This is a genomic window from Jiella sp. M17.18 (genome assembly GCF_041027365.1).
In the GTDB taxonomy this organism is placed as follows: Bacteria; Pseudomonadota; Alphaproteobacteria; order Rhizobiales; family Rhizobiaceae; genus VKMB-3413.
In genome coordinates this window covers 262,977-284,617 of record NZ_JBFTEH010000003.1, presented here as the reverse complement: position 1 = coordinate 284,617, position 21,641 = coordinate 262,977, and the positions used below count along the sequence as shown (strand labels likewise).

The 21,641-nt window shown below is 69.4% G+C and carries 20 protein-coding genes; 11 read left to right on the top strand and 9 right to left on the bottom strand.

Annotated features, from left to right (window positions below):
• The gene (locus AB5S17_RS07710) at window positions 1-984 is read right to left on the bottom strand and encodes an alpha/beta fold hydrolase (protein ID WP_369237872.1); all 984 of its coding nucleotides are present in this window, start codon (window positions 982-984) and stop codon (window positions 1-3) included.
• Between the two features lie 481 nt (window positions 985-1,465).
• On the opposite strand from AB5S17_RS07710, the gene hpnA reads away from it, so the two are divergent.
• From hpnA to AB5S17_RS07670, 8 genes are all read left to right on the top strand, one after another.
• Entirely contained in the window at window positions 1,466-2,443 is a 978-nt protein-coding gene (gene hpnA, locus AB5S17_RS07705) for a hopanoid-associated sugar epimerase (protein WP_369238332.1), read from the top strand.
• Window positions 2,440-3,612, top strand: a complete 1,173-nt coding sequence (locus AB5S17_RS07700; protein ID WP_369237870.1) for a glycosyltransferase — start codon at window positions 2,440-2,442, stop codon at window positions 3,610-3,612. The genes hpnA and AB5S17_RS07700 overlap by 4 nt, the downstream gene beginning before the upstream one ends.
• Window positions 3,609-4,484 (top strand): squalene synthase HpnC, encoded by an 876-nt coding sequence (hpnC, locus tag AB5S17_RS07695; RefSeq protein ID WP_369237868.1) that lies wholly within the window; start codon window positions 3,609-3,611, stop codon window positions 4,482-4,484. The genes AB5S17_RS07700 and hpnC overlap by 4 nt, the downstream gene beginning before the upstream one ends.
• Window positions 4,485-4,510: 26 nt before the next feature.
• Window positions 4,511-5,344: a presqualene diphosphate synthase HpnD gene (hpnD, locus tag AB5S17_RS07690; protein ID WP_369238330.1), complete on the top strand. Its 834-nt coding sequence runs from the start codon at window positions 4,511-4,513 to the stop codon at window positions 5,342-5,344.
• Entirely contained in the window at window positions 5,344-6,621 is a 1,278-nt protein-coding gene (gene hpnE, locus AB5S17_RS07685; RefSeq protein ID WP_369237866.1) for a hydroxysqualene dehydroxylase HpnE, read from the top strand. The genes hpnD and hpnE overlap by 1 nt, the downstream gene beginning before the upstream one ends.
• Window positions 6,618-8,651: a squalene--hopene cyclase gene (gene shc / locus AB5S17_RS07680; protein ID WP_369237864.1), complete on the top strand. Its 2,034-nt coding sequence runs from the start codon at window positions 6,618-6,620 to the stop codon at window positions 8,649-8,651. The genes hpnE and shc overlap by 4 nt, the downstream gene beginning before the upstream one ends.
• 112 nt (window positions 8,652-8,763) lie before the next feature.
• Window positions 8,764-9,243: a pyridoxamine 5'-phosphate oxidase family protein gene (locus AB5S17_RS07675; RefSeq protein WP_369238328.1), complete on the top strand. Its 480-nt coding sequence runs from the start codon at window positions 8,764-8,766 to the stop codon at window positions 9,241-9,243.
• On the top strand, window positions 9,240-9,938 hold the full coding sequence (locus AB5S17_RS07670) for a phosphorylase (protein ID WP_369238326.1): 699 nt from the start codon (window positions 9,240-9,242) through the stop codon (window positions 9,936-9,938). The genes AB5S17_RS07675 and AB5S17_RS07670 overlap by 4 nt, the downstream gene beginning before the upstream one ends.
• Here AB5S17_RS07670 and hpnH read toward each other — a convergent pair.
• The 8 genes from hpnH to AB5S17_RS07630 all read right to left on the bottom strand — a co-directional run bounded on the left by hpnH (window position 9,888) and on the right by AB5S17_RS07630 (window position 19,085).
• The gene (gene hpnH, locus AB5S17_RS07665) at window positions 9,888-11,075 is read right to left on the bottom strand and encodes an adenosyl-hopene transferase HpnH (protein ID WP_369237862.1); all 1,188 of its coding nucleotides are present in this window, start codon (window positions 11,073-11,075) and stop codon (window positions 9,888-9,890) included. The genes AB5S17_RS07670 and hpnH overlap by 51 nt on opposite strands.
• A 237-nt stretch (window positions 11,076-11,312) precedes the next feature.
• Window positions 11,313-12,173, bottom strand: coding sequence for a hopanoid biosynthesis-associated protein HpnK (hpnK, locus tag AB5S17_RS07660; protein WP_369237860.1), 861 nt, complete (start codon window positions 12,171-12,173; stop codon window positions 11,313-11,315).
• A gap of 14 nt (window positions 12,174-12,187) precedes the next feature.
• Window positions 12,188-13,612, bottom strand: a complete 1,425-nt coding sequence (hpnJ, locus tag AB5S17_RS07655) for a hopanoid biosynthesis associated radical SAM protein HpnJ (RefSeq protein ID WP_369237858.1) — start codon at window positions 13,610-13,612, stop codon at window positions 12,188-12,190.
• Window positions 13,613-13,620: 8 nt separating this feature from the next.
• The gene (gene hpnI / locus AB5S17_RS07650) at window positions 13,621-14,757 is read right to left on the bottom strand and encodes a bacteriohopanetetrol glucosamine biosynthesis glycosyltransferase HpnI (RefSeq protein WP_369237856.1); all 1,137 of its coding nucleotides are present in this window, start codon (window positions 14,755-14,757) and stop codon (window positions 13,621-13,623) included.
• Window positions 14,754-15,461 carry a hypothetical protein gene (locus AB5S17_RS07645; RefSeq protein ID WP_369237854.1) on the bottom strand — a complete coding sequence of 236 codons (708 nt, stop codon included), beginning with the start codon at window positions 15,459-15,461 and terminating at the stop codon, window positions 14,754-14,756. The genes hpnI and AB5S17_RS07645 overlap by 4 nt, the downstream gene beginning before the upstream one ends.
• A 17-nt stretch (window positions 15,462-15,478) precedes the next feature.
• Window positions 15,479-16,786, bottom strand: a complete 1,308-nt coding sequence (locus tag AB5S17_RS07640; RefSeq protein WP_369237852.1) for a class I SAM-dependent methyltransferase — start codon at window positions 16,784-16,786, stop codon at window positions 15,479-15,481.
• On the bottom strand, window positions 16,783-17,901 hold the full coding sequence (locus AB5S17_RS07635) for an AI-2E family transporter (protein ID WP_369237850.1): 1,119 nt from the start codon (window positions 17,899-17,901) through the stop codon (window positions 16,783-16,785). Before AB5S17_RS07635 ends, AB5S17_RS07640 begins: the two co-directional genes overlap by 4 nt.
• Entirely contained in the window at window positions 17,898-19,085 is a 1,188-nt protein-coding gene (locus AB5S17_RS07630; protein ID WP_369237848.1) for a glycosyltransferase family 2 protein, read from the bottom strand. The genes AB5S17_RS07635 and AB5S17_RS07630 overlap by 4 nt, the downstream gene beginning before the upstream one ends.
• Before the next feature lie 151 nt (window positions 19,086-19,236).
• Between AB5S17_RS07630 and AB5S17_RS07625 the strand changes: the two genes are divergently transcribed.
• The 3 genes from AB5S17_RS07625 (at window position 19,237) to AB5S17_RS07615 (ending at window position 21,609) form a co-directional block, all read left to right on the top strand.
• Complete coding sequence (locus tag AB5S17_RS07625) at window positions 19,237-19,896, top strand: TrkA family potassium uptake protein (protein WP_369237846.1); 660 nt, start codon at window positions 19,237-19,239, stop codon at window positions 19,894-19,896.
• 1 nt (window position 19,897) lies between these two features.
• Complete coding sequence (locus tag AB5S17_RS07620) at window positions 19,898-21,244, top strand: TrkH family potassium uptake protein (RefSeq protein ID WP_369237844.1); 1,347 nt, start codon at window positions 19,898-19,900, stop codon at window positions 21,242-21,244.
• Window positions 21,245-21,318: 74 nt separating this feature from the next.
• On the top strand, window positions 21,319-21,609 hold the full coding sequence (locus AB5S17_RS07615) for a hypothetical protein (protein WP_369237842.1): 291 nt from the start codon (window positions 21,319-21,321) through the stop codon (window positions 21,607-21,609).
• Window positions 21,610-21,641: the final 32 nt, after the last annotated feature.

The window sequence follows — 21,641 nt, the reverse complement described above, 5'->3', positions numbered from 1 at the left end:
TCAGGGCGCGCCGACGATCCGGAGCCGCGGCGCGGCCGCGCCTGTTGCGTCTCGCGGCCGAGCTGCGTCGACGGCCTCCGCCACCGCGTCCGGATCGACATGGTGGACCATGTGGCCGACGCCCGGCAGAAGGACGAGGCGGCTGCCGGCGACCGCCTCGTGCAGGCGCTCCGACTGCTGCGAGGTCGCCACCATCCGGTCGGCCTTTCCCGCGACGATCGTCAGCGGCGGGCGCAACGTCCCGTAGCGATCTTGCGCCCGGCGGGCGGCAGGGATCATCGCCGCCGTCTCCTCCGCCGAAGCCCGCAGCGCCCGAGGCGTCAGCGCCATCTCCCGCGGAAACCCCTCGCGCCAGTGCTCCGGAACCGGGTTAGGCCCGAAGATCCGGCCGAGCAGTGCTCCCCATGTCAGCCGGCCGAGCGGCGGAAGCACGGTGCGCCTGGCGAGGCTGCCGAGCACCGGAGCCGCGGGCGCCGAGGCGAAGAGGACGTCGGCGCGCGGCACCGGAAAGAAGAAGCCTGCGACGAGGGTCAGGCCACTCACCGTCTCGGGATGCCGAAGGCCCCATTCCGCGGCAACCAGCGCGCCCCATGAATGGCCGAGCACATGGGCCGGCTCGGCGCCGAGACGCCGGACGGCCTCGGCAAAGAGGTCGGCCTGAGCCACCGGGGTGAAGGCGCGGCCACGCGGACGGCTGGAGTGCCCGTAGCCGGGCCGGTCGAACACGATCACGCGGCGGCTTGCCGCGAGCTTGTCCACCAGTCCGCTGCTGACGAAATCGGCGATCATGCTGCCATTGCCGTGGAGGAGCACCACCGGCGGCCCGCTGCCGCGCTCGACAAAGTGCAGGCTGACGCCGTCGACGTCGAGGAAGCGCCCGGTGGGCGGATGGTGACGCCGTGCGCGCTCGGCGCTCACGGCGGTTGCTCCGATGCCGACGGCAAGCGTCGCGCCGGCCTTCCAGAGGATGTCCCGTTTGCGCATGTGCCTGACCTCCCTGGCGCCGGCGGGATCGCTCGCCCCTCGAACCGGCGGAACCCGCCGCAAGGGTTGCCGCAGGTACGGGCCCGACCGTCCTGCCCGGACCGGTCTTCCACCACCGCCTTGCCGGGCCGGTCCGCCGCAGCATCTACGTCTTGCGGTGACCGCAACAAGCGTCCGCGTGACGCGGCGGCGCGCGACGAGCTTACGGTTAGATGGTCGGCTCGCGAAAAACGCCGCAGCCCGACTCGACCTGGGCGCCGCCGCGCTTAGCTCACACAACTGTGACCTTCCGACCCGACTTCACGACCCCGATTCTTCACGACCAGCGAGCAGGACCATCCGCGGCGGTGACGGCGAGCCCGAAACAGTCATGAGCTTCGACGCCCCCCATCACGTGCGCCACCCTGGCGATCCGGCCGACCGGGACTTCGGCGAAGCACCGCTGCAGGCCCGCGAGGGCCCGGCCCCCTCGCCCGGCCCGGTGCTGATTTCCGGGGCCAGCGGCTTCCTCGGCTCGGCGCTCGTGCGCAGCTTCACAGGGGCGGGCTTTGCGGTGCGGGCGCTGGTCCGCCGGGAAAGCCCGCGGCAGAACCTCTCCGGCACAGGCGCCGAGGTCGTTGAGGGCGACCTCAACGACGCCGCCTCGCTGCGGGCGGCGGTCTCCGGCATGCGCTACCTCGTCCACGCCGCCGCGGACTACCGCCTGTGGACGCGCGAGCCGGCCGCGCTTCTGCGCACCAATGTCGAGGGCACGCGGGCGATCATGCGTGCGGCTGCCGAAGGCGGCGTCGAGCGGATCGTCTATACCAGCAGCGTCGCGGTCCTGAAGCCGTCGCAAGCCGAGCCTTCCGACGAGACCGCGACGGTGGAGGCGCATGCGGCCGTCGGCATCTACAAGCGCAGCAAGGTGCTCGCGGAAGAGGCCGTGCGCGCGCTTGCCGACGACGGGCTTCCCGTGGTCATCGCCAATCCCTCTACGCCGATCGGCCCGCGCGACATCCGCCCAACGCCGACCGGGCGGATCATCGTCGAGGCGGCCGCCGGCCGCATGCCGGCCTATGTCGACACCGGGCTCAACCTCGTCCATGTCGACGACGTCGCCGAGGGCCATCTCCTGGCGCTGCGCCACGGCAGAATCGGCGAGCGCTACATCCTCGGCGGCGAGAACGTCGCCCTGTCGGACATGCTCGCCGAGATCGCCCGCCAACTCGGCCGCCGTCCCCCGCGGGTGAAGCTGCCGGTCGGCGCCGTCATGCCGCTCGCAGCCGCCGCCGAAGCGATGTCGCGCTTCACGGGGAAGGAGCCCTTCGTCTCCTTCGACGCGCTGCGGATGGCGCGCCAGCGCATGTTCTTCGACGACACCAAGGCGCGCCGCGACCTCGGCTACCGGAGCCGGCCCTGGCAGGAAGCCGTCGGCGACGCCCTCGCCTGGTTTCGCGCAGCGGGGATGATAGCGTGACCGCCCTCGCCCTCCTCTCGCTCGCGATCTGGCTCTATCTCCTCGCGCTGCGCGGCGGCTTCTGGCGCGTCGCGCCGGACCTGCTGCCGGCGGCGGACGAGCGGCCGCAAGGCGCCGCCACTCTGCCGTCGGTGCTCGCCATCGTCCCGGCCCGGAACGAGGCGGAGGTCATCGCCGAAAGCCTGTCCTCGCTCCTGTCGCAGGACTATGCCGGCAGCCTGCACGTGCTGCTCGTCGACGATCACAGCGACGACGGCACGGCCGAGGCCGCGCAGGCGGCGGCGCAGGCCGCGGGACGCGCCGAGCGCCTGACGGTGATCCGCAGCCGGCCGCTGCCGCAGGGTTGGACGGGCAAGCTCTTCGCCATGCAGGAGGGGCTCGACTGGGCGGCCGGCCGCCAAGCGCCCCCCGACTTCGTGCTCTTCGCCGATGCCGACATCCGCTTCCGGAAGGATATCCTCGGCCGTCTCGCGGCGCTGGCGATTCGCCGCAGGACGGTGCTCACCTCGCTGATGGTCAAGCTCAAAACCGTCAGCCTGGCCAAGATTCTGCTTGTGCCGGCCTTCGTTTTCTTCTTCAAGATGCTCTATCCTTTCGCGTGGGTGAGGAACCCTGACAGACGCGTCGCCGCGGCCGCAGGAGGGACCATGCTGGTGCATCGCGAGACGTTGATGGAGGCCGGAGGCCTCGGCGCCATTCGCGGTGCCCTGATCGACGACTGCGCGCTGGGCGCCCTGATGAAGCGGCGCGGCCCGATCTGGCTCGGCCTCACCGACGAAGCCTTCAGCATCCGCGCCTATCCCGCCTTCGCCGACATCCGCCGCATGGTCTCGCGCTCGGCCTATGCCGAATTGCGCTATTCGCCGCTTCGTCTTTGCGTCGCGCTGCTCGGCCTGGCGCTGGTGTTCCTGGTTCCGCCGATCGCGCTCGTCTTCGCCCACGGCTGGGGCCGCCTTGCAGGTCTTGCGGGCTGGATCCTGATGTCCGCCGCCTTCGTTCCGATGCTGCGCTTCTACCGTGTTCCCGCGATCGCCGCCGTGCTTCTGCCGGCGATCGCGGCGCTCTACGCCGAGTTCACGATCAATTCGGCCGTCGAGCACAGCCTCGGGCGCGGCGGCGCATGGAAGGGCCGCTTCCAGGCGCAGGCCGGGAGCGGCGGGAAGCCATGAGCGACAATCGCTGGAGTTCCGGGAAGGGCCATCGCGACGAAAACTTTCCCGTCGCGTCAAGGTTGATCGCGCCGAAATACCGGCCGGCGATCCTCGCCTTCTACCGCTTCGCCCGGTCCGCCGACGACATCGCCGACCATCCGACCCTGGAGGCGGCCGAGAAGCTGCGGCTTCTCGACGAGATGGAGGCGACGCTGTTCGGCCAGGCCGAGATGGCCGACGCCGTGCCGCTGCGCCAGGCGATTTCCCAACACCGGCTGTCGGCGCGCCATCCGACGGACCTTTTGCAGGCGTTCCGGCTGGACGTCGAAAAGTCCCGCTATGCCAGCTGGGACGAGCTGATGGACTACTGTTCCCTCTCGGCCATGCCGGTCGGGCGGCTGGTGCTCGACATCCACCGGGAATCGCCGGGAACCTGGGCTGCCTCCGATGCGCTGTGCGCGGCGCTGCAGGTGATCAACCACCTGCAGGACTGCGGCAAGGACTATCGCGCCCTCGGCCGGGTCTACCTGCCGCAGGACACGCTCGCCGAGCACGGCGCCGACATCGCCGACCTCGGCAAGGACCGCGCGTCGCCGGAACTGCTCGCGACGATCCGGGCGCTCACGCAGAAGGCGGACGCGCTCCTTGCAGCGAGCGAGCCGCTGCCGGGACTGATCCGCGATCGCCGGCTTCGGCTCGAAATCGATGTCATCCGACGCCTGGCAGCGGTGCTGATCGCCCGGCTGCGGCAGTTCGATCCGCTGAGCGAGCCGGTGCATCTCAGCAAGCGGGCGATGATCGGTCTGACGATCGTCGCCGTCACGAAAGGAGCGACACGATGGCTAGAACGGCCGGCAGCGAGGCGCAGCCGGGTCGAGGCACGCCGGTGAGCGCGCTGTTGTCCCGATGGAGCCTCATGCAGGCGCGCGACGACGCCCCCAGCGCGGAGGCGGCGGCATCCGGCAGTTCCTTCTACCTGGCGCTGCGCATCCTGCCGCGCGAGCAGCGCCTCGCCATGTTTGCGATCTACGACTTCTGCCGGGCGGTCGACGACATCGCCGACGGCGATCAGCCGCGGCCGCAGCGGCACGCCGCGCTGGAGGCCTGGCGCAGCGAGATCGATGCGCTCTACGACGGGGCGCCGCCGCCGCATCTGTCGACGCTGGCCGAGGCCGTGCGGCGGTTCGGCCTGGAGCGGGCGGACTTCCACGCGGTGATCGACGGCATGATGATGGACGTCGAGGCGGACTTGCGGGCGCCGGACTGGGCGACGCTCGATCTCTACTGCGACCGGGTGGCGAGCGCGGCCGGCCGGCTCTCCGTCCGCGTCTTCGGGATGCCGCAGGGCGACGGGCTGGAACTCGCCTATCATCTCGGCCGGGCGCTGCAGCTCTCCAACATCCTGCGCGATATCGACGAAGACGCCGGGATGGGGCGGCTCTACCTGCCGCGCGAGGAACTTGCGCGCGCCGGCCTTCTCGACAGGCCGATCGCCGCGATCCTCGCCGATCCGCGTCTTGCTGGCGTCTGCGAGACGGTCGCGGAGCGTGCCCGGGCGCATTTCGCCGAAGCCGAGCGCATCATGGATGCGAGCCCCCGCGCCGCGGTCCGCACGCCGCGCCTGATGGCGGCCGCCTATCAGCCGCTGCTGGAACAGCTCGCCGAGCGCGGCTGGACGGCGCCGCGCAACCGCATCTCGCGCCCGAAGCTGCCTTTGGCCAGAGCCGTATTGTTCTACGGCATCCTCTGATGGACGGCACCGTGCATGTGGTGGGGGCGGGGCTCGCCGGGCTTGCGGCCGCCCATTCGGCGGCGGAAGCCGGCGCCCGCGTCGTGCTGTACGAAGCCTCGCGGCAGGCCGGCGGGCGCTGCCGGTCCTATGACGATCCGCAGCTCGGCACCCGGATCGACAACGGCAACCACCTCATCCTGTCCGGCAACCATGCGACCCTCGACTATATCAGCGAGATCGGCGGCGAGACCGCGCTGACGATCGCGGAGGACTGCGTGTTTCCGTTCGCGGACATCAAGCGGGGCGAGCGATGGGTGCTGCAGCCCAATCCGGGGCGGCTGCCGCACTGGATCTTCGACCCCGAGCGCCGCGTGCCCGGCAGCCGGCCGACCGACTATTTTTCGCCGCTGAAGCTGTTCCTGCCGCAGCGCGACCGGCCGCTCGGCGCGGTCATGCGCACCGACGATCCGCTCTACGAACGGCTCTGGCGGCCGCTCCTGCTCGCCGGCCTCAACACCGAGCCCGCCGAGGCCTCCAGCCGGCTCGCGGCGGCGCTGATCCGCGAGACGGTGGCGGCGGGCGGCAAGGCCTGCCGGCCGATCATCGCGCATGACGGGCTGTCGGCCGCGCTGGTCGATCCGGCGCTGGCCAAGCTCGACCGCTGCCGCGCCGAAATCCGCTTCGGCGCCGCCCTGAAGTCGGTCAGCCGCGACGATGGCGGCATCCGGGCGCTGCAGTTCGCCGGCAGGGAGGTCGCGCTCGACCCGAACGACAGCGTCATCCTGGCGGTGCCGCCGCCGGTTGCGACGGCGCTTCTTCCGGGCACCCTCGCCCCGGACCGCTTCAGCGCCATCGTCAATGCGCATTTCCTGATCGACTCGCCCCGCCGCCTGCCGCCGATCACCGGCATTCTGAACGGCCTCAGCGAGTGGCTGTTTGCCTTCCCCGGCCGGGTGTCGGTGACGATCAGCGCCGCCGACAGGCTGCTGGAGATGCCGCGCGAGGAACTCGCGGCCGAGATCTGGCGCGAGATCTCGCTCGTCGCCTATCTGCCGCCGGCCCTGCCGCGCTGGCAGATCGTCAAGGAGCGCCGCGCCACCTTCCTCGCCACCCCCGAACAGGCGGAAAAGCGCCCCGCCACCGCCACGACCACGCCGAACCTCTTCCTCGCCGGCGACTGGACCCGCACCGGCCTCCCCGCGACGATCGAGGGAGCGATCCGGTCCGGACGCAAGGCCGCCGCCCTGGCGCTGAAGAAGAGCCTCCAGACTCCACAGAAACGAGCCGCCGCATGAGACAAGACCTTCACGACCAGATCGTCAGCGAAGGCACCGTCGTGTCGTCCTTCCCCCTGGACGAGCTCGGCCCGGACGGGACCGTGCCCGGGCCGACCGGCGAGGCAGGCGATCTCGACGCCGGGATCGAACGCGCCGTCGAAGGCCTCCTCGCGCATCAGAAGACCGACGGCCACTTCTGCTTCGAACTCGAAGCCGATGCGACGATCCCCTCGGAATACGTCCTGCTGCTGCATTATCTCGGGGAGGAGGACCGGGAGATCGAGGCGAAGATCGGCAACTATCTCCGCCGCATCCAGGCCGATCACGGCGGCTGGCCGCTGTTCACCGACGGCGCCTTCGACATGAGCGCCAGCGTCAAGGCCTATTTCGCGCTGAAGATGATCGGCGATGACCCGGACGCCGCGCACATGCGCCGGGCGCGCGAGGCGATCCTCGCCCATGGCGGTGCCGCGAGGAGCAACGTCTTCACCCGCATTCTCCTCGCGCTCTACGGCGCGATCCCCTGGCGCGGCGTCCCGGTGATGCCGGTGGAGATCATGCTCCTGCCGCGCTGGTTCCCGATCCACCTCTCCAAGATCTCCTACTGGGCGCGCACCGTCATCGTGCCGCTGCTCGTCCTGCAGACACTCAAGCCGCGAGCGCGCAATCTCCGCGGCATCGGCATCGGCGAGCTGTTCACGACGCCGCCGGAAGAGGTGCGCGACTGGCCGAAGGGGCCGCACCAGGTGGCGCCCTGGTCGCAGATCTTCGGCGGCATCGACAAGGTGCTGCAGCGGATCGAAGGCGGCTTTCCCAAGGGGAGCCGGGAGCGGGCGATCCGCAAGGCGGTCGAGTTCGTCGACAAGCGGCTCAACGGCGAGGACGGCCTCGGCGCGATCTATCCGGCCATGGCGAACGCGGTGATGATGTACGACGTCCTCGGCCTACCGGCGGACGATCCGCGCGTCGTCACCGCGCGCAAGGCGATCGAAGGACTCCTCGTCGTCCGCGAGGACGAAGCCTACTGTCAGCCCTGCGTCTCGCCGGTCTGGGACACCGCATTGTCGAGCCACGCCCTGCTCGAGGCCGGGGGGGCGGCGGAAAGCCGCGCCAAGGCCGGGCTCGACTGGCTGAAGCCGCGCCAGGAACTCGACCACAAGGGCGACTGGGCCGACATCAAGCCGGACGTGCGGCCCGGCGGCTGGGCGTTCCAATACGCCAATCCGGACTATCCCGACCTCGACGACACCGCCGTCGTCGCCATGGCGATGGACCGCGTCGCCGCAAAGGGCGAAGACGGCGGCGCCTATGCCGAGCCGGTCGCCCGCGCCGCCGAATGGGTCGGCGGGCTGCAGAGCAAGAATGGCGGCTGGGCCGCCTTCGACGCCGACAACACCTACGAATACCTCAACAACATCCCGTTCGCGGACCACGGCGCACTGCTCGACCCTCCCACGGCCGACGTCACCGCGCGCTGCATCTCCATGTTCGCCCAGCTCGGCGAGACGCGGGAGACGAGCCCCCGCCTCGCCAGGGCAATCGATCATCTCCTCTCCGGGCAGGAGCAGGACGGCAGCTGGTACGGCCGCTGGGGCATGAACTACATCTACGGCACCTGGTCGGCCCTCTCGGCGCTCAACGCCGCCGGCATCGAGCCCGAGCATCCCGCAATGCGGAAGGCGAGCGGCTGGCTGAAGGCGATCCAGAACGAGGACGGCGGCTGGGGCGAAGGCGGCGAGAGCTATGCGATGGACTATGCCGGCTACCGGCCCGCGCCCTCGACGGCCTCGCAGACCGGCTGGGCGCTGATCGCCCTGATGGCGGCGGGCCAGGTGGACGATCCGGCGGTGGCGCGCGGCATCGCCTACCTCCAGGCGACGCAGGGCGAGGACGGGCTTTGGGAGGAGCGGCGCTACACCGCCGTCGGCTTCCCCCGCGTCTTCTACCTGCGCTACCACGGCTATCCGAAGTTCTTCCCGCTCTGGGCGATGGCCCGCTACCGCAACCTGAAGCGCGGCAACAGCCGCCATGTGAGCTACGGAATGTGAGCCGCGTCCTGTCCGCGGTGTGCAGCCTCAAGAGGTGCGGCATCGGGGAACGGAACTTTGCCGGGGGCTGAGACGTCTCCCCGGCAGACAATCATTGCCGGCAAAGGAGCCCATCGTGGCCAAGAACGACGTCGAACAGGTCTTTGATCTCGTGGAGAAGATCGGCTTCTGCATGTTAGCTACGCATGAGGGCCAGGACATCCGCTCGCGGCCGATGGCGGCCCAGGTCGATCGCGACACCGGAACCGTCTACTTCCTCACCGACGTCGCGAGCCACAAGGACGCCGACATCGCCGCCAATCCGAACGTGAACCTGGCTTTCGCCGATACGAGCGGCCAGACCTACGTCTCGATCTCCGGCACGGCGGAGATCAGCAACGACCGCGCGAAGATCAAGGAGCTCTGGGGAACGCCGGCCAAGGCCTGGTGGGAGAGCCCGGACGATCCCTCGATCCGCGTCCTGAAGATCGATCCGAAGGACGCCCACTATTGGAACAGCCCCGGCACCGCGGTGTCCTACGTTAAGATGCTCGCGGCGGCGGTCTCGAACAGCCGCCCCGACATGGGCGACAACGGCACGGTGAAGCTCTGAGGCATCCGGGCGCCGGCCGCCGCATCCTCGTCGTCAGCGGACTGGCCGCCGAGGCGAGGATTGCGGCCGGCGACGGCATCCTGACATGCGCGGCGCCGCCGGCTGCCCTGGCGGCAAGGCTGCAGGCGATCGATCCGGCGGACCTGCACGGCGTCGTGAGCTTCGGCCTGTGCGGCGGACTGGTCCCGGCCATGCGGGCCGGCGACCTGGTCCTCGCATCGGCGGTGCTGGATCGGGGAGTGACCTATCCCTGCGACCAAGCCGCGGCGGACCGGCTGGGCGTGCGGTGGGCGGGATCTGCGATGGGCGGCGCGCCGCTTCACCGGGGCGCCATGGCCACGGCCGGCGAACCGGTTCTGACAGTCGCGAACAAGCGCCGGCTTTCCGAGGCATTGGGGGCGGTCGCCGTCGACACGGAATCGCATCTCGCCGCCCGCTTCGCCGCCGAGCACGGCCTGCCGTTCGTGGTCCTGCGGGCGGTTTCGGATACCGCCGACCGGCCGCTGCCGCCGCTGGCGATCCGCGCCATCTCACCGGACGGCCGGCTCGACCTGCGCGCGATCGCTGAAGAACTGACCCGGCGGCCGCGCCAGCTTGCGCTGCTGCCGGGACTCGCCCGGGACACCGCCCGGGCGATGGCGACGCTACGCCGCGTTCGCGGCCTGCTCGGCCCGGGCCTTGGCCTTCTTGTCTGACACCTTGGCGGCGTTCGCCTCGTTCTGCGCCCGCATCTCGGACAGCTTCATCTGGACGTTCTGCGCGAAGACGTACTGGGCGGGGCGCTGGTTGGCGAGCGGGATGTCCGGCGCCATCGGCCCTTCCGTCCTCACCCCCTTCATCGCGACGCGCATCGCCTTCCAGGGCCGGCGAACGGCATCCTCGACGGCACTCGCCTCGAAGCCCGAATGGACCATGCAGTCGGCGCACTTCTCGTAATTGCCGGTGCCGTAGCTGTCCCAGTCTGTCTCCTCCATCAGCTCCTTGAAGGTCTTGGCGTAGCCTTCGCCGAGGAGGTAGCAGGGCCGCTGCCAGCCGAACACCGTGCGGGTCGGATTGCCCCAGGGCGTGCAGTGATAGGTCTGGTTGCCGGCGAGGAAGTCGAGGAACAGCGAGGACTGGTTGAACTTCCAGCGCTTGCCGCCCTCGCCGCGGCGGAACACCTCGCGGAAGATCTCCTTGGTCTTCGACCGGTTGAGAAAGTGCTGCTGGTCGGGCGCCCGCTCATAGGCGTAGCCCGGCGACACGGTGATGCCGTCGAGCCCGAGCGCCGTCACCTCGTCGAAGAAGTTCGCGACCTTCTCCGGCTCGGCATTGTTGAAGAAGGTCGCGTTGATGGTGACGCGGAAGCCCTTCTCCTTGGCGAGGCGGATCGCCGCGACGGCCTTGTCGTAGATCCCTTCCCGGCACACCGAGGCGTCGTGCATCTGGCGGTCGCCGTCGAGATGGACCGACCAGGTGAAATACGGACTCGGCTCGTAGTCCGCGATCTTCTTCTCCATCAGGATCGCGTTGGTGCAGACGATCGTCGTCTTCTTGCGCCGGACGAGTTCCCGGACGGTCTCCGGCAGCTCCTTGTGGATCAGGGGCTCGCCGCCGGCGATCACCACCACCGGCGCGCCGCATTCCTCGGCGGCGCCGATCATCTCGTCCTTCGACAGCCGCCTGTTCAGGATCTCGTCGGGATAGTCGATCTTGCCGCAGCCGGCGCAGGCGAGATTGCAGCGGAACAGCGGCTCCAGCATCAGCACCAGCGGGTAGCGCTTGCGGCGGGCGAGATGCTGGCGGACGATATAGGTGCCGACGGCCGCGGCCTGGCGAAGCGGGATGGACAAGGGCAAGTCTCCGTGAGCTGGAGGACGCAACATCACCGGCTCCCCGCACATCGCGATCGCTCGGCTGGCGAGCCCGCATGCACGTGAGAGGCCGGAAAAACTCTTCTATGCAAATGTCAGTCTAGCATGCGGGTTCCCCTTCCGTCGCGGGCGCTTCGTTGCGCGGCGAAACAATCGCGCGGTCTTCGGTTGCAAATGTCGTCCGGCGACCGGCGCGCGATCCACCCCGGACGCGGATCATCGGGCGGCCGCGACCGGATCCGCGCCCCGGTCGAGGAAGCCGCCGGGCGCAGCGCCCATCGCGGCCAGCGCCTGCGCGCAGGCCGGATCGCAGAGCGCCGCCAGCTCCTCGCGGTAGCGATAGCCGGGCGCCGCGCCGTCGAAGCGGTCGGCGGTCGCAGGATGGGTGTAGATCTCGACGCGGCCGTCCGGGCAGTGCCGCAGGAGCCCTTCGAGGCGCGCCGGCGTCATCGCCCCCGACCATGCGAGGCCGAAGACCGCGTCCGGCACGATCAGCCCGGCCTCCGAGGCCTGCCGGCGCAGACGCCGCCCCATCAGCGCCTCGATCCGGCCGCCCTTGCCGGCACCGGGCTCGACCCGCTCCAGCACGCCCTTCAGCTCCACCGGCACGCGCAGCGCGCGCATGCCGAAGTCGCGGCCGATCGCCAGCACGAGCCGGGAGATCAGCGGGTGCAGGTGGAAATGCTTGTGCGCGTTGACGTGGTCGAGCCGCAGGCCGGTCTGCCGGAACGCGTCGAACTGCGCCGCGATCTCGGCTTCGACCTGCCGCCGGACCCTTGCCGACGCGCCCATCTCGAAGCTCATCCGCACCATGTCGTCACGAAACCGGCCATCCGTTCCGACGAGGTCCGGAATCTCCCCCGGCGGCGACACCGGCCGGCCCTCGACCAGCACCAGATGCAGGCCGACGGCGAGACCCGGCAGGCGCCGCGCGCGCTGCAAGGCGTCCGCCACCGCCGCGCCGCCCACCATGAGGCTCGCTGCGGAAAGGATGCCGTCGCTGTGCGCGGTCTCGACGGCCGCGTTCACCTCCGGCGCGAGGCCGAAATCGTCGGCGGTGACGACCAGCTTGCGCACCGTCGCCGTGCGCCTCAGGCCACTTCCTTGCGCTCGCGCAGGAAGCGGAAGAATTCGACGCCCTCGCGCAGGCGGCGCTTCAGCATTTCCGGGCTGCGGGCCATCTCGCCGCAGATCGCCGCGATCTTCGGCGCGCGGAAATAGAAGGCGCGATAGAAGTCCTCGACCGAGTGGAAGATCTCGGAATGGCTGAGTTCGGGATAGTGCAGCGGCGCGATCTGGACGCCGCGCTCGTCGACGAGTTCGGCATTCTCTGCGTCGAGCCAGCCGTTCTTCAGCGCCTGATCATACAGGAAGGTGCCGGGATAGGGCGCGGCGAGCGAGACCTGGATGGTGTGCGGGTTCACCTCCTTGGCGAAGCGGATGGTCTCCTGGATCGTCTCCTTCGTCTCTCCCGGCAGGCCGAGGATGAAGGTGCCGTGGATGGTGATGCCGAGCTCCGCGCAGTCCCTGGAGAAGCGCTTGGCGACGTCGATCAGCATGCCCTTCTTGATGTTGTGCAGGATCTGCTGGTTGCCGGACTCGTAGCCGACGAGGAGCAGGCGCAGCCCGTTGTCGCGCATCACCTTCAGCGTCTCGCGCGGCACGTTGGCCTTGGCATTGCAGGACCAGGTGACGCCGAGCTTGCCGAGCTCGCGGGCGATCTCCTCGGCGCGCTGGGTGTCGTCGGTGAAGGTGTCGTCGTCGAAGAAGAACTCCTTCACCTCGGGGAAGGCCGCCTTCGCCCAGCGGATCTCGTCGATCACGTGGCCGACCGAGCGGGTGCGGTAGCGATGGCCGCCGACCGTCTGCGGCCAGAGGCAGAAGGTGCAGCGCGACTTGCAGCCGCGGCCGGTATAGAACGAGATGTAGGGGTGCTTCAGATAGCCGATGAAGTAGTTCTTGATGTCGAGGTCGCGCTTGTAGACCGGCGTGACGAAGGGCAGCTGGTCCATGTCGTGCAGGACCGGCCGTTCCTGGTTGTGGACGATCTGCCCGTCCTTGTTGCGGTAGGAGATGCCGTCCACGGCCGTGAAGTCGCGGCCCTCCGAGATTTCCTTGATCGCGAAGTCGAACTCGTTGCGCGCGACGAAGTCGATCAGCGGCGAGCCCTCCAGGCTCTCCTGCGGCTGCACCGCCACCTTCGCGCCGACGAGGCCGACCTTCAGATGGGGCTTGGCCGCCTTCATCGCCTCGATGGTCTTCACGTCCGAGGCGAAGGAGGGCGTCGAGGTATGGAGGACCACGAGATCGCTGTCCTTCGCCGCCTCGACGACTTCCCCGATGCCGGTCTTGTGCGGCGGCGCGTCGATCAGCCGGGAGTTCTCGACGAGGGCGGCCGGCTGGGCGAGCCAGGTCGGGTACCAGAAGGACTGGATCTCGCGCTTCGCCTGGTAGCGCGAGCCGGCGCCGCCATCGAACCCGTCGAAGGAGGGGGCCTGCAGGAAAAGCGTCTTCATCGTATGCCTCATTCTTGTTGCAGCGTCAGGCGGCCGTCGGCCGCGACGCTGTAGGCGAGATTGTTCCAGGTGACGCCGCGCCCGAAGAAGCTGGCGACCAGGATTGCGGGGGACAATATTTCCCGGATCGGCAGGAGCCACCCGTTCGTTCTTTCGCCGGCAAAGCGTCTTTCGACCGTGCGGCACAGCATCAGCCGCAGGACGAGCGCCAGAGCAGCCAGAGCGAGGCAGGTCCAGCTGCCGGCCGCGGCGCCGATCAGCGCCAGCGGAAACGGGTGCGTGACGATCGAGCCGGCAGCGCCGGCCGGGTCGAGCAGGCGCACCGTCCGGGCCCAGCGCAGTTCGTGCCGCATCAGCTCGGCGAAGCTCCCTTCGGAAAAGACGTGGCCGATCGCCGCCGGCGGAACGGCGACGGTCAGCCCTCTGGCACGCACGAGATCACCGATCGCGTAGTCGTCGGCGAGCCGGTCGGCGACCGCGGGAAAGCCGCCGATGGCTTCCAGCGTCTCGCGCGTCAGAACAATGGTGGAGCCGAAGCACGGCCGGGCAAGCCCGGTCGCCAGGCCGACGAGCACGCTCGGCAGGAAATGCGCCGAGATCGCCAGCGAGCCGAGCCGGCTCCAGACGCCGGCGGCGGCAATGCCGGTATAGAGGAAGGTGACCGCGCCGACGCCGGGACGGGAAAGTTCGGCGACCGCGGTGGCGAGGTAGTCGGGCCCGACGACCATGTCCGCGTCCGACAGGACCAGGACATGGTGGCGGGCGTGGCGCATCATGTTCGCAAGGTTCGAGACCTTGCGGTTGGCGCCGTGCAGGCGCCGGTCGACCACCAGCGCAATGTCGACCGCGTCCGCCTCGGCCCGCAGCCGTTCGACGACGGCGATCGCCGGATCGGCGGCGTCCTGCACGCCGAAGACGATTTGCACCGGCGCGGCATAGGTCTGGCGGCAGAAGCCGCGCAGCCGGTCGGCGAGGCCGGGATCTGTCCCGTGCAGCGGCTTCAGCAGGGTGACCGGCGGCAGCGGCTCCGGTGCGACGGCACGCGCTGTCGGCCAACGGCGCGCGAGGCCGGTCGCGACCGCCAGATAGAGGCAGCCGACGCCGGCGAGCCCGCCGAAGACGATCTGGACGAGGTCCGCGATCACGCCCCGTGCGCCTCCTGCGGTCGTTCCGCCGGCTCCTGCCCGTCCGGCACCGTTCCTGCGGCCGCCTGCGCGCCCTGCGGATAGCGCCGCTCCAGCTCGGCGCGTGTCAGCACCACCTCCGTCCGGCTGCGCAGCAGGCTGTCGAGGCGGAAGGCGCCGGAATTGCGCCCGATGATCATCAGGCCGATCAGGATGTTCTCGCCGAAGATGTGCAGCCGCTCAGCCCGTGACGGGACCTTGACGTTCTTCACCGCCGTGAACCCGTAGCGGCCGCAGATGCGCAGCGACTGGGCGGCTTCGGCGGGCGTCGCGAAGGCCATGTTGGCGCGCACGGCGACGACGTCGTCGAAGCGGCGCTCGCGCGCGAGAAAGCCGGCGAGTTCCTGCAGCGAGCCGTCAAGGGCCGCCGCCATCTGCCGCGCCCAGGAGAGCTTGGCGCCGCCGGGCGGAAAAACCGGCACCTGCTCGCTCCACAGATGCAGCTCGAGGATCGGCGCGCCTTGCTCGACGACGGTGCCGTCCACGAGTTCGAGCCGGCGCTCGAGCCGCGACGGCTGGATGCGGAAGATGCAGTCCGGCCGGTCGGTGTATTCGATGACGTTGTTGGCCTTCCTGAGGTATCGGTCTAGCCCGAACACCGCCCGGGCGAGCCAGGGATGGCTGTCGCGGGCCTCGGCCTCGGGAACGGTTGCGGCATTCGACATCGAAACCTTCCGATCCATCAGAATTCGGACCAGTCGAGCCCTGTCGCGAGCTGCTCGGGCCCTTCGGCATACTGGTAGTCGCGCGACCAGGGCCGCGTCGCCCATCGGTCGTCCGCCTGCGGCTTGTAGGCGAGCACCTGGCCGACCGAGAGCCAGCCCTTGTCGAAGGCGACGGCCATGCCGGGCATGTAGATCCGCCAGATCCGGTAGCGCTCCGGACCGGCCTCGGCGATCGCCTCCGCCTCATGCGCTTCCAGCCGCCGCACCCAATGCTGCAGCGTGCGGGCATAATGCGGCCTCAGATCCTCCATGTCGACCGGTTCGAGGCCGGCAGACGCCATCTCCGTCAAGACCTTCGAGACATGCGGCAGCTCGCCGCCGGGAAAGACGTAGCGGTCGATGAAGTCGCCGCCGGCCGGCCCCTGCGCCTTGCCGCCGGGATCGGTGACCGTGATGCCGTGGTTGAGCAGCGCGCCGCCGGGCTTCAGCAGACGCGCGATCGTGCCGAAATAGACGGGATAGTTGGCGAGCCCGACATGCTCGATCATGCCGACCGAGGAGATCTTGTCGAAGACGCCCTCGCCCGGCACGTCGCGATAGTCCTGGAGCCGGATCTCGATCTTGTCCGACAGGCCCGCCGCTTCCACGCGCTCCAGGGCCAGCGTCTGCTGCGACGGCGACAGCGTCACCCCGACAACGTTCGCCCCGTAGTGCTTCGCGGCGTGGATCGCGAGCGCCCCCCAGCCGCAGCCGATGTCGAGCAGGCGCTCGCCTTTGCGGAGCCTCAGCTTGCGGCAGATGTGATCGAGCTTCTGCGCCTGCGCCTGGTCGATCGTCTCGTCGCCGGTGCGGAAATAGGCGCAGGAATAGACCATGCGCTCGTCCAGCCAGAGCCGGTAGAAGTCGTTGGAGACGTCGTAGTGGCTGACGATGTCGGCGGCGTCCTTCTTCCGGCTGTGCGGCCGCGGCACCTTCGACACGACGGCGCCGATCCGCTGGACCAGCGGCGAGCGGCCGATGCGGTCGGCGAGTTCCATGCCGACGCCGAGGATGTCCTCGACCTTGCCCTCCACGGTCAGGCGCCCGTCGACATAGGCGTCGCCGAGCCGGCTGATATTGCCGGTCAGCATCAGCCGCAGGAGCCGCCGGTCGGTGAGGTTGATGGTCAGCTTCGGCTCGGGTCCGAAGTCGAAGCTCTCGCCGTCCCAGAAGCCGATGCGCAGCGGCAGCGGCGGATCGCCGAGCCGGCTCTTCAAGAGCGTGAGCAGTCGCTCGCGGCCGGAGAGCCGCACTTTCTCGCCGCCGCTGAATGCTTCGGGTCTCATTCGCTCTCCTTTCCGCTGTCATGCGCGTCGGAATCGTGGTCGTCGTTCTCCGTCATCGGGGTCTCGTTTTCCTCGCCGTAGAGCGTCGCGGCGACGACCCGGATGGTCAGCGCCGCCGGAACGGCGAGGATCACGCCGGGGATCGAGAACAAGAGGCCGCCGGCGAGGAAGCAGAAGATCACCAGCACCGGCGGGATGCGCGCGGCGCGCCCGAGGACGATCGGACCGACGAACTGGTCGATCGAGATCCGCAGTGCGGCGGCATAGATGATGTAGGCGCCGATGGCCCAGAAGCTGGTCGCATGCTGGAGCGCCACGAGCCCGGCGAGGACCGCCGAGGCGCCCGGCCCGACCACCGGGATGAGTTCGAGGAAGCCCGTCAGGATCGACAGGAGCACGGCATGCGGCAGCCCCAGCCCGATGCCGAGGCCGAGATAGGCCGCGACGCTCGCATAGGCGACGACGATGCCGAGCCCCATGAAGTAGCGGCTGAGGACCGGATGGATCTCCGACCAGACATAGGCGACCGTCGGGCGCTGGGCGGGCGGCACCATCTTCAAGAGGCCGCGGCCGACGCTCGGCAGGCCGATCAGGAAATAGGCGAGCAGCACCAGCGTCAGGAAGAAGCCGAAGATGGCGCTGACGCCGATCGTGGCGATCGACATGACGCGGCCGATCTGCGTCGCCCAGTCGCGCACGGCCTGGGCGGCCTGCACGGAAAGCTGGTGGGCGTTCATGTCGAGCCCGAGCAGCTCGATCTTGCCGTTGCCGACGAACCCCGAAATGGCCCGCTCGATCGTGCCCTGGACGTCGGTGAGGAAAGCCTGCCCCTCGGAAATTAGGCCGGGCGCCCCCAGCCAGCCGACGAGGGCCATCAGCCCGACGATCAGAAAGAACACGATCATCGCCGGCGCGGCGCGTGGCCAGCCGGTCCGGGCGGTCATCCAGTCGACGCCCGGGGTCGCGGCATAGGCCACGGCGATCGAGATGACGAACGGCAGCAGGACCAGCTGCACGGCGTAGAGGAACAGGCCGATGATGACGACGACGGCGAGCGCGCCGCCGGGGGGGATGCGTCGGACGTGCTTGAGCGGTGGGTGACCCTTGGCCCTCATTCGCCGAGGCTCGCCCGCTGCTGCGGCAGGCGATAGGTCCGACCCTTCCAGCTGACTTCGCCGGCGAGCCGGCGCCGGACGCTGTCGAGCGCCAGGATCGAGCCGACCGTATAGCCGAGGGGATAGAGCAGCCCGTACCAGAACGGGACGCGGAAGTGCCGGGCGCCGGCGATGTGAAAGCCGAGAACCGCGAGGAAGGCGGCGACAGAGAGGCCGAGCGCGATCTGTGCGTCGAGGCCGACGCCGCCGGCAAGCCTCAGACCGTCGAGGATCGGCAGGCCGATGCTGGCCCAGATGATGACGTTGGCGGCGATCACCGTCGCCACCGTCTGGAGCGGCCCGCCGAGCATGTCGACGAGGTTCTTGCCGACGCCCTCCCAGATGCTGGCGAGGCCGTCATACATGCGCGTCTCGAGCAGCGTGTCGCCGCCCCACATCGCCACGCGGCCGCCGCTCGCCTTCACCCGCCGCGCGAGTTCGACGTCCTCGCAGACCGCCGCGCGCACCCCGGCATGGCCGCCCGCGGCCTCGTAGGCGCTCCGGCGGACGAGGATGAAGAGTCCGGCGGCAGTGGCGTCCGGATTGGCGGGGTCCTGCAGCTTGACGAGGTCCTGGCGGAAGCTGAGGAGGTAGAAGCCCATCGGCATGATCAGCCGCTCGGCGAAGCTGCCCAGCACCTGGCGTGGCGCCAGCGAGAGAAGGTCGAGCTGTTCGCGCTCGGCCGCGGCGAGTGCGCTCGCAAGAAGCTGCGGCTCGATCCGCACGTCCGCGTCGATGAAGCACAGCCAGTCGCTCGCCTTGCCGGCAGCGCTGTAACCGGCCCAGCAGGCATGCGGCTTGCCGAGCCAGTCCGGCGGCAGCGCGGCAGCGCTGACCGGGGTCAGGCGCGGGTCGCGCGCAGCGAACCCTTCCAGAATGGCGGCCGTGGCGTCGGTGGAATGATCGTCGACGGCGATCAGGTCGATGCGCCGGCCGAGGCCCTCCTGCGCGAGGATCCGGGAGACGCAGGGGCCGATATTTTCGGCCTCGTCGCGGGCCGGCACGATCACCGTCACCGACGGCGCCGCCTCCTGCGGAGAACCGCCTTCCGCGTGGAGCTGTCTGAGCGCCTTTGCCTGCCGGATTGCGTGGATGACGAGAAGGGCGATGGTCAGGACCAACAGGAACGAGGCAAGGCTGAGCAAGGCGAATCTCCACGCGGCGCCATCCGGATACGCGAGGACGGCCCCATGGCTGGAGAATTGGCGCCTGGCTCCCATAGTTCCAATCCGCAACCGCGCATTTGATTGGCAGGCTCACCATTCCCCGCCAGGCGCCGAGAAGGAGCGGGCATCGATGAAACACAGAAACCGAAGCTTCGCCGTGATCGGCCTCGGTTCCTTCGGCTCGACCGTCGCGACGGCCTTGGCGGCGAGCGGCGACGACGTCGTCGGGATCGACATCGACGAGAATCAGGTGCGCCGGCATGCCGACGAGCTGACGCATGCGCTGATCCTCGACGGGCGGGACGAGGACGCGCTGCAGGAGGCCGGCCTCGGCGACCACGACGTGGTCCTCGTCGCGATCGGCGAGGATCTCGAGGCGAGCGTCATCTGCACGATGAACCTGAAGCTGATCGGCGCCAAATGCATCTGGGTGAAGGCATTTTCCAAGACCCACCACCGCATCCTGTCGCGGCTCGGGGCCGACCGGGTCATCGAGCCGGAGCGCGACACCGGCCTCCACATCGCCGAGACGCTGCACTCGCCCTTCGTCTCGGACTTCATGTCCCTCGGCAACGGCTTTCATGTCGTCAACATAGTCGTGGACGAGGAGATCGCCGGCAAGCGCATCGCCGATCTCGGCAGGCTGGACTGCGAAAGCCTGCGCATCCTCGGCACGATGCGCGGCGGGCGCTACTTCGACTGTTCGGAGAACATCGAGCTCGAGGAGAACGACCGCATCCTCCTGCTCGGCCGCCGGGGCGATCTGCGCAGCTTCACCGGACAGTTCTGACGTGCCGCCGCTTCTTCTCCTGCGCAAGCGGCGGGCGCCGATCCTGGAACTGTCGCCGCCGGCCGTCCTCGTCCTCAGCTACGCGGCCCTAGTCCTCGTCGGAACGCTGCTTCTTCGCCTGCCGCTCGCCTATCACGGCGGCGCGGAGTGGATGACGGCGCTGTTCACCGCCGCCTCGGCCGTCACCGTCACGGGACTTTCCGTCGCCGACACCGGCACGCACTTCACCCTGTTCGGCCAGATCGTGATCCTGATCCTGATCCAGCTCGGCGGCCTCGGATTCATGACGGTCGCGGCCTTCCTCCTGTCGCTTCTCGGCATGCGCATGCCGGTCCGCCAGCAGATCGTGCTCGGCGAGGACCTGAACCGGACCGATCTCGGCGGACTTCTCGGGCTCGTCGGGATGATCTTCCGGGTGGTGGCGCTGTTCGAACTCGCCGGCGCCGCCTGTCTCGCCGTCAGCTTCGTGCCGCGGGAAGGCTGGGCCGCCGGCCTCTGGAGCAGCCTCTTCCACGCGGTCTCGGCCTTCAACAATGCCGGGTTCTCGCTCTATCCCGACAGCCTCGCGCGCTTTGCCGGCGATCCGGTGGTCAACGTCACCGTCCCGGCGCTGCTGATCATCGGCGGCCTCGGCTTCTCCGTCCTCGCCGATCTGTGGGAGGAGCGGCGGTGGCGGACGCTCACCATCCACTCCAAGCTCATGCTGACGGGAACGGCCGGGCTGATCGTCGCCTCCGTGGCACTCTTCGCGCTGCTCGAATGGACCAACCCGGACACGCTCGGGCAGCTCGCGCCGGGCGCCCGCATCTGGGCATCCTGGTTCCAGGGCGTGACGACGCGCACCGCCGGCTTTTCGACCGTCGACATCGCCAGGCTTCGCGATCCGACCGCCCTGACGATGATCGTCGAGATGCTCATCGGCGCCGGCTCGACCTCGACCGGCGGCGGCGTCAAGGTGACCACCTTCATGGTGCTGGCGCTGGCGACCATCGCCTTTCTCAAGGGCCGCGAGACCATCGTCATCTTCGGCCGCAGCCTCGGGCCGGAGGAGGTGCTGAAGGCACTGGCGCTGGCGATGCTCTTCGTCGCCGTCTTCACCGGGGCGCTGTTCGTCCTGCTCGTCGCCGACAAGATCCCCTTCCTCGACCTCGCCTTCGAGACGGCGTCGGCGCTCGGCACGGTCGGCCTGTCCCGCGGCGCGACCGGCGACTTCCACATGACCGGCCGCATCGTCATCATCCTGGTGATGTTCATCGGCCGCGTCGGTCCGCTGTCGCTCGGCTTCTTCCTCGGCCGGCGCGTCGTCCCGCGCATCGGCTATCCATCCGCCAAGGTCTATCTCGGCTAGACTTCGATCGTTACCGCGGAACCGAAGTCAAAGATCCGCCGTTGTTGGGCATCCAAACAATCGGAGTGACTTCGATGAAGCTTTTGCGCACAGCCATGGCTGCGGCAGCAGTCGCGAGCCTGTCCGTTCCCTTCGTCGCCGGCAGCCTGACCGCCGCCTCGGCCCAGACGTCGACGACGACGATCGTCACCCAGCCGGCCGAGCCCGCGCCGCCCCCGCCGCCCCCGGTCGACGATTCGACCTCGTCGGTCACCGTAACCACCGATCCGGCGAGCCCGCCGCCCGTCACCGACTGCACCACCACGACCAAGACGAAGTCCGACCTTCTGTCGACGGAAAAGACGACCAAGACCACCTGCAACTGACCGCTCGCCCCTCGACGGAACCCGGCCTGACA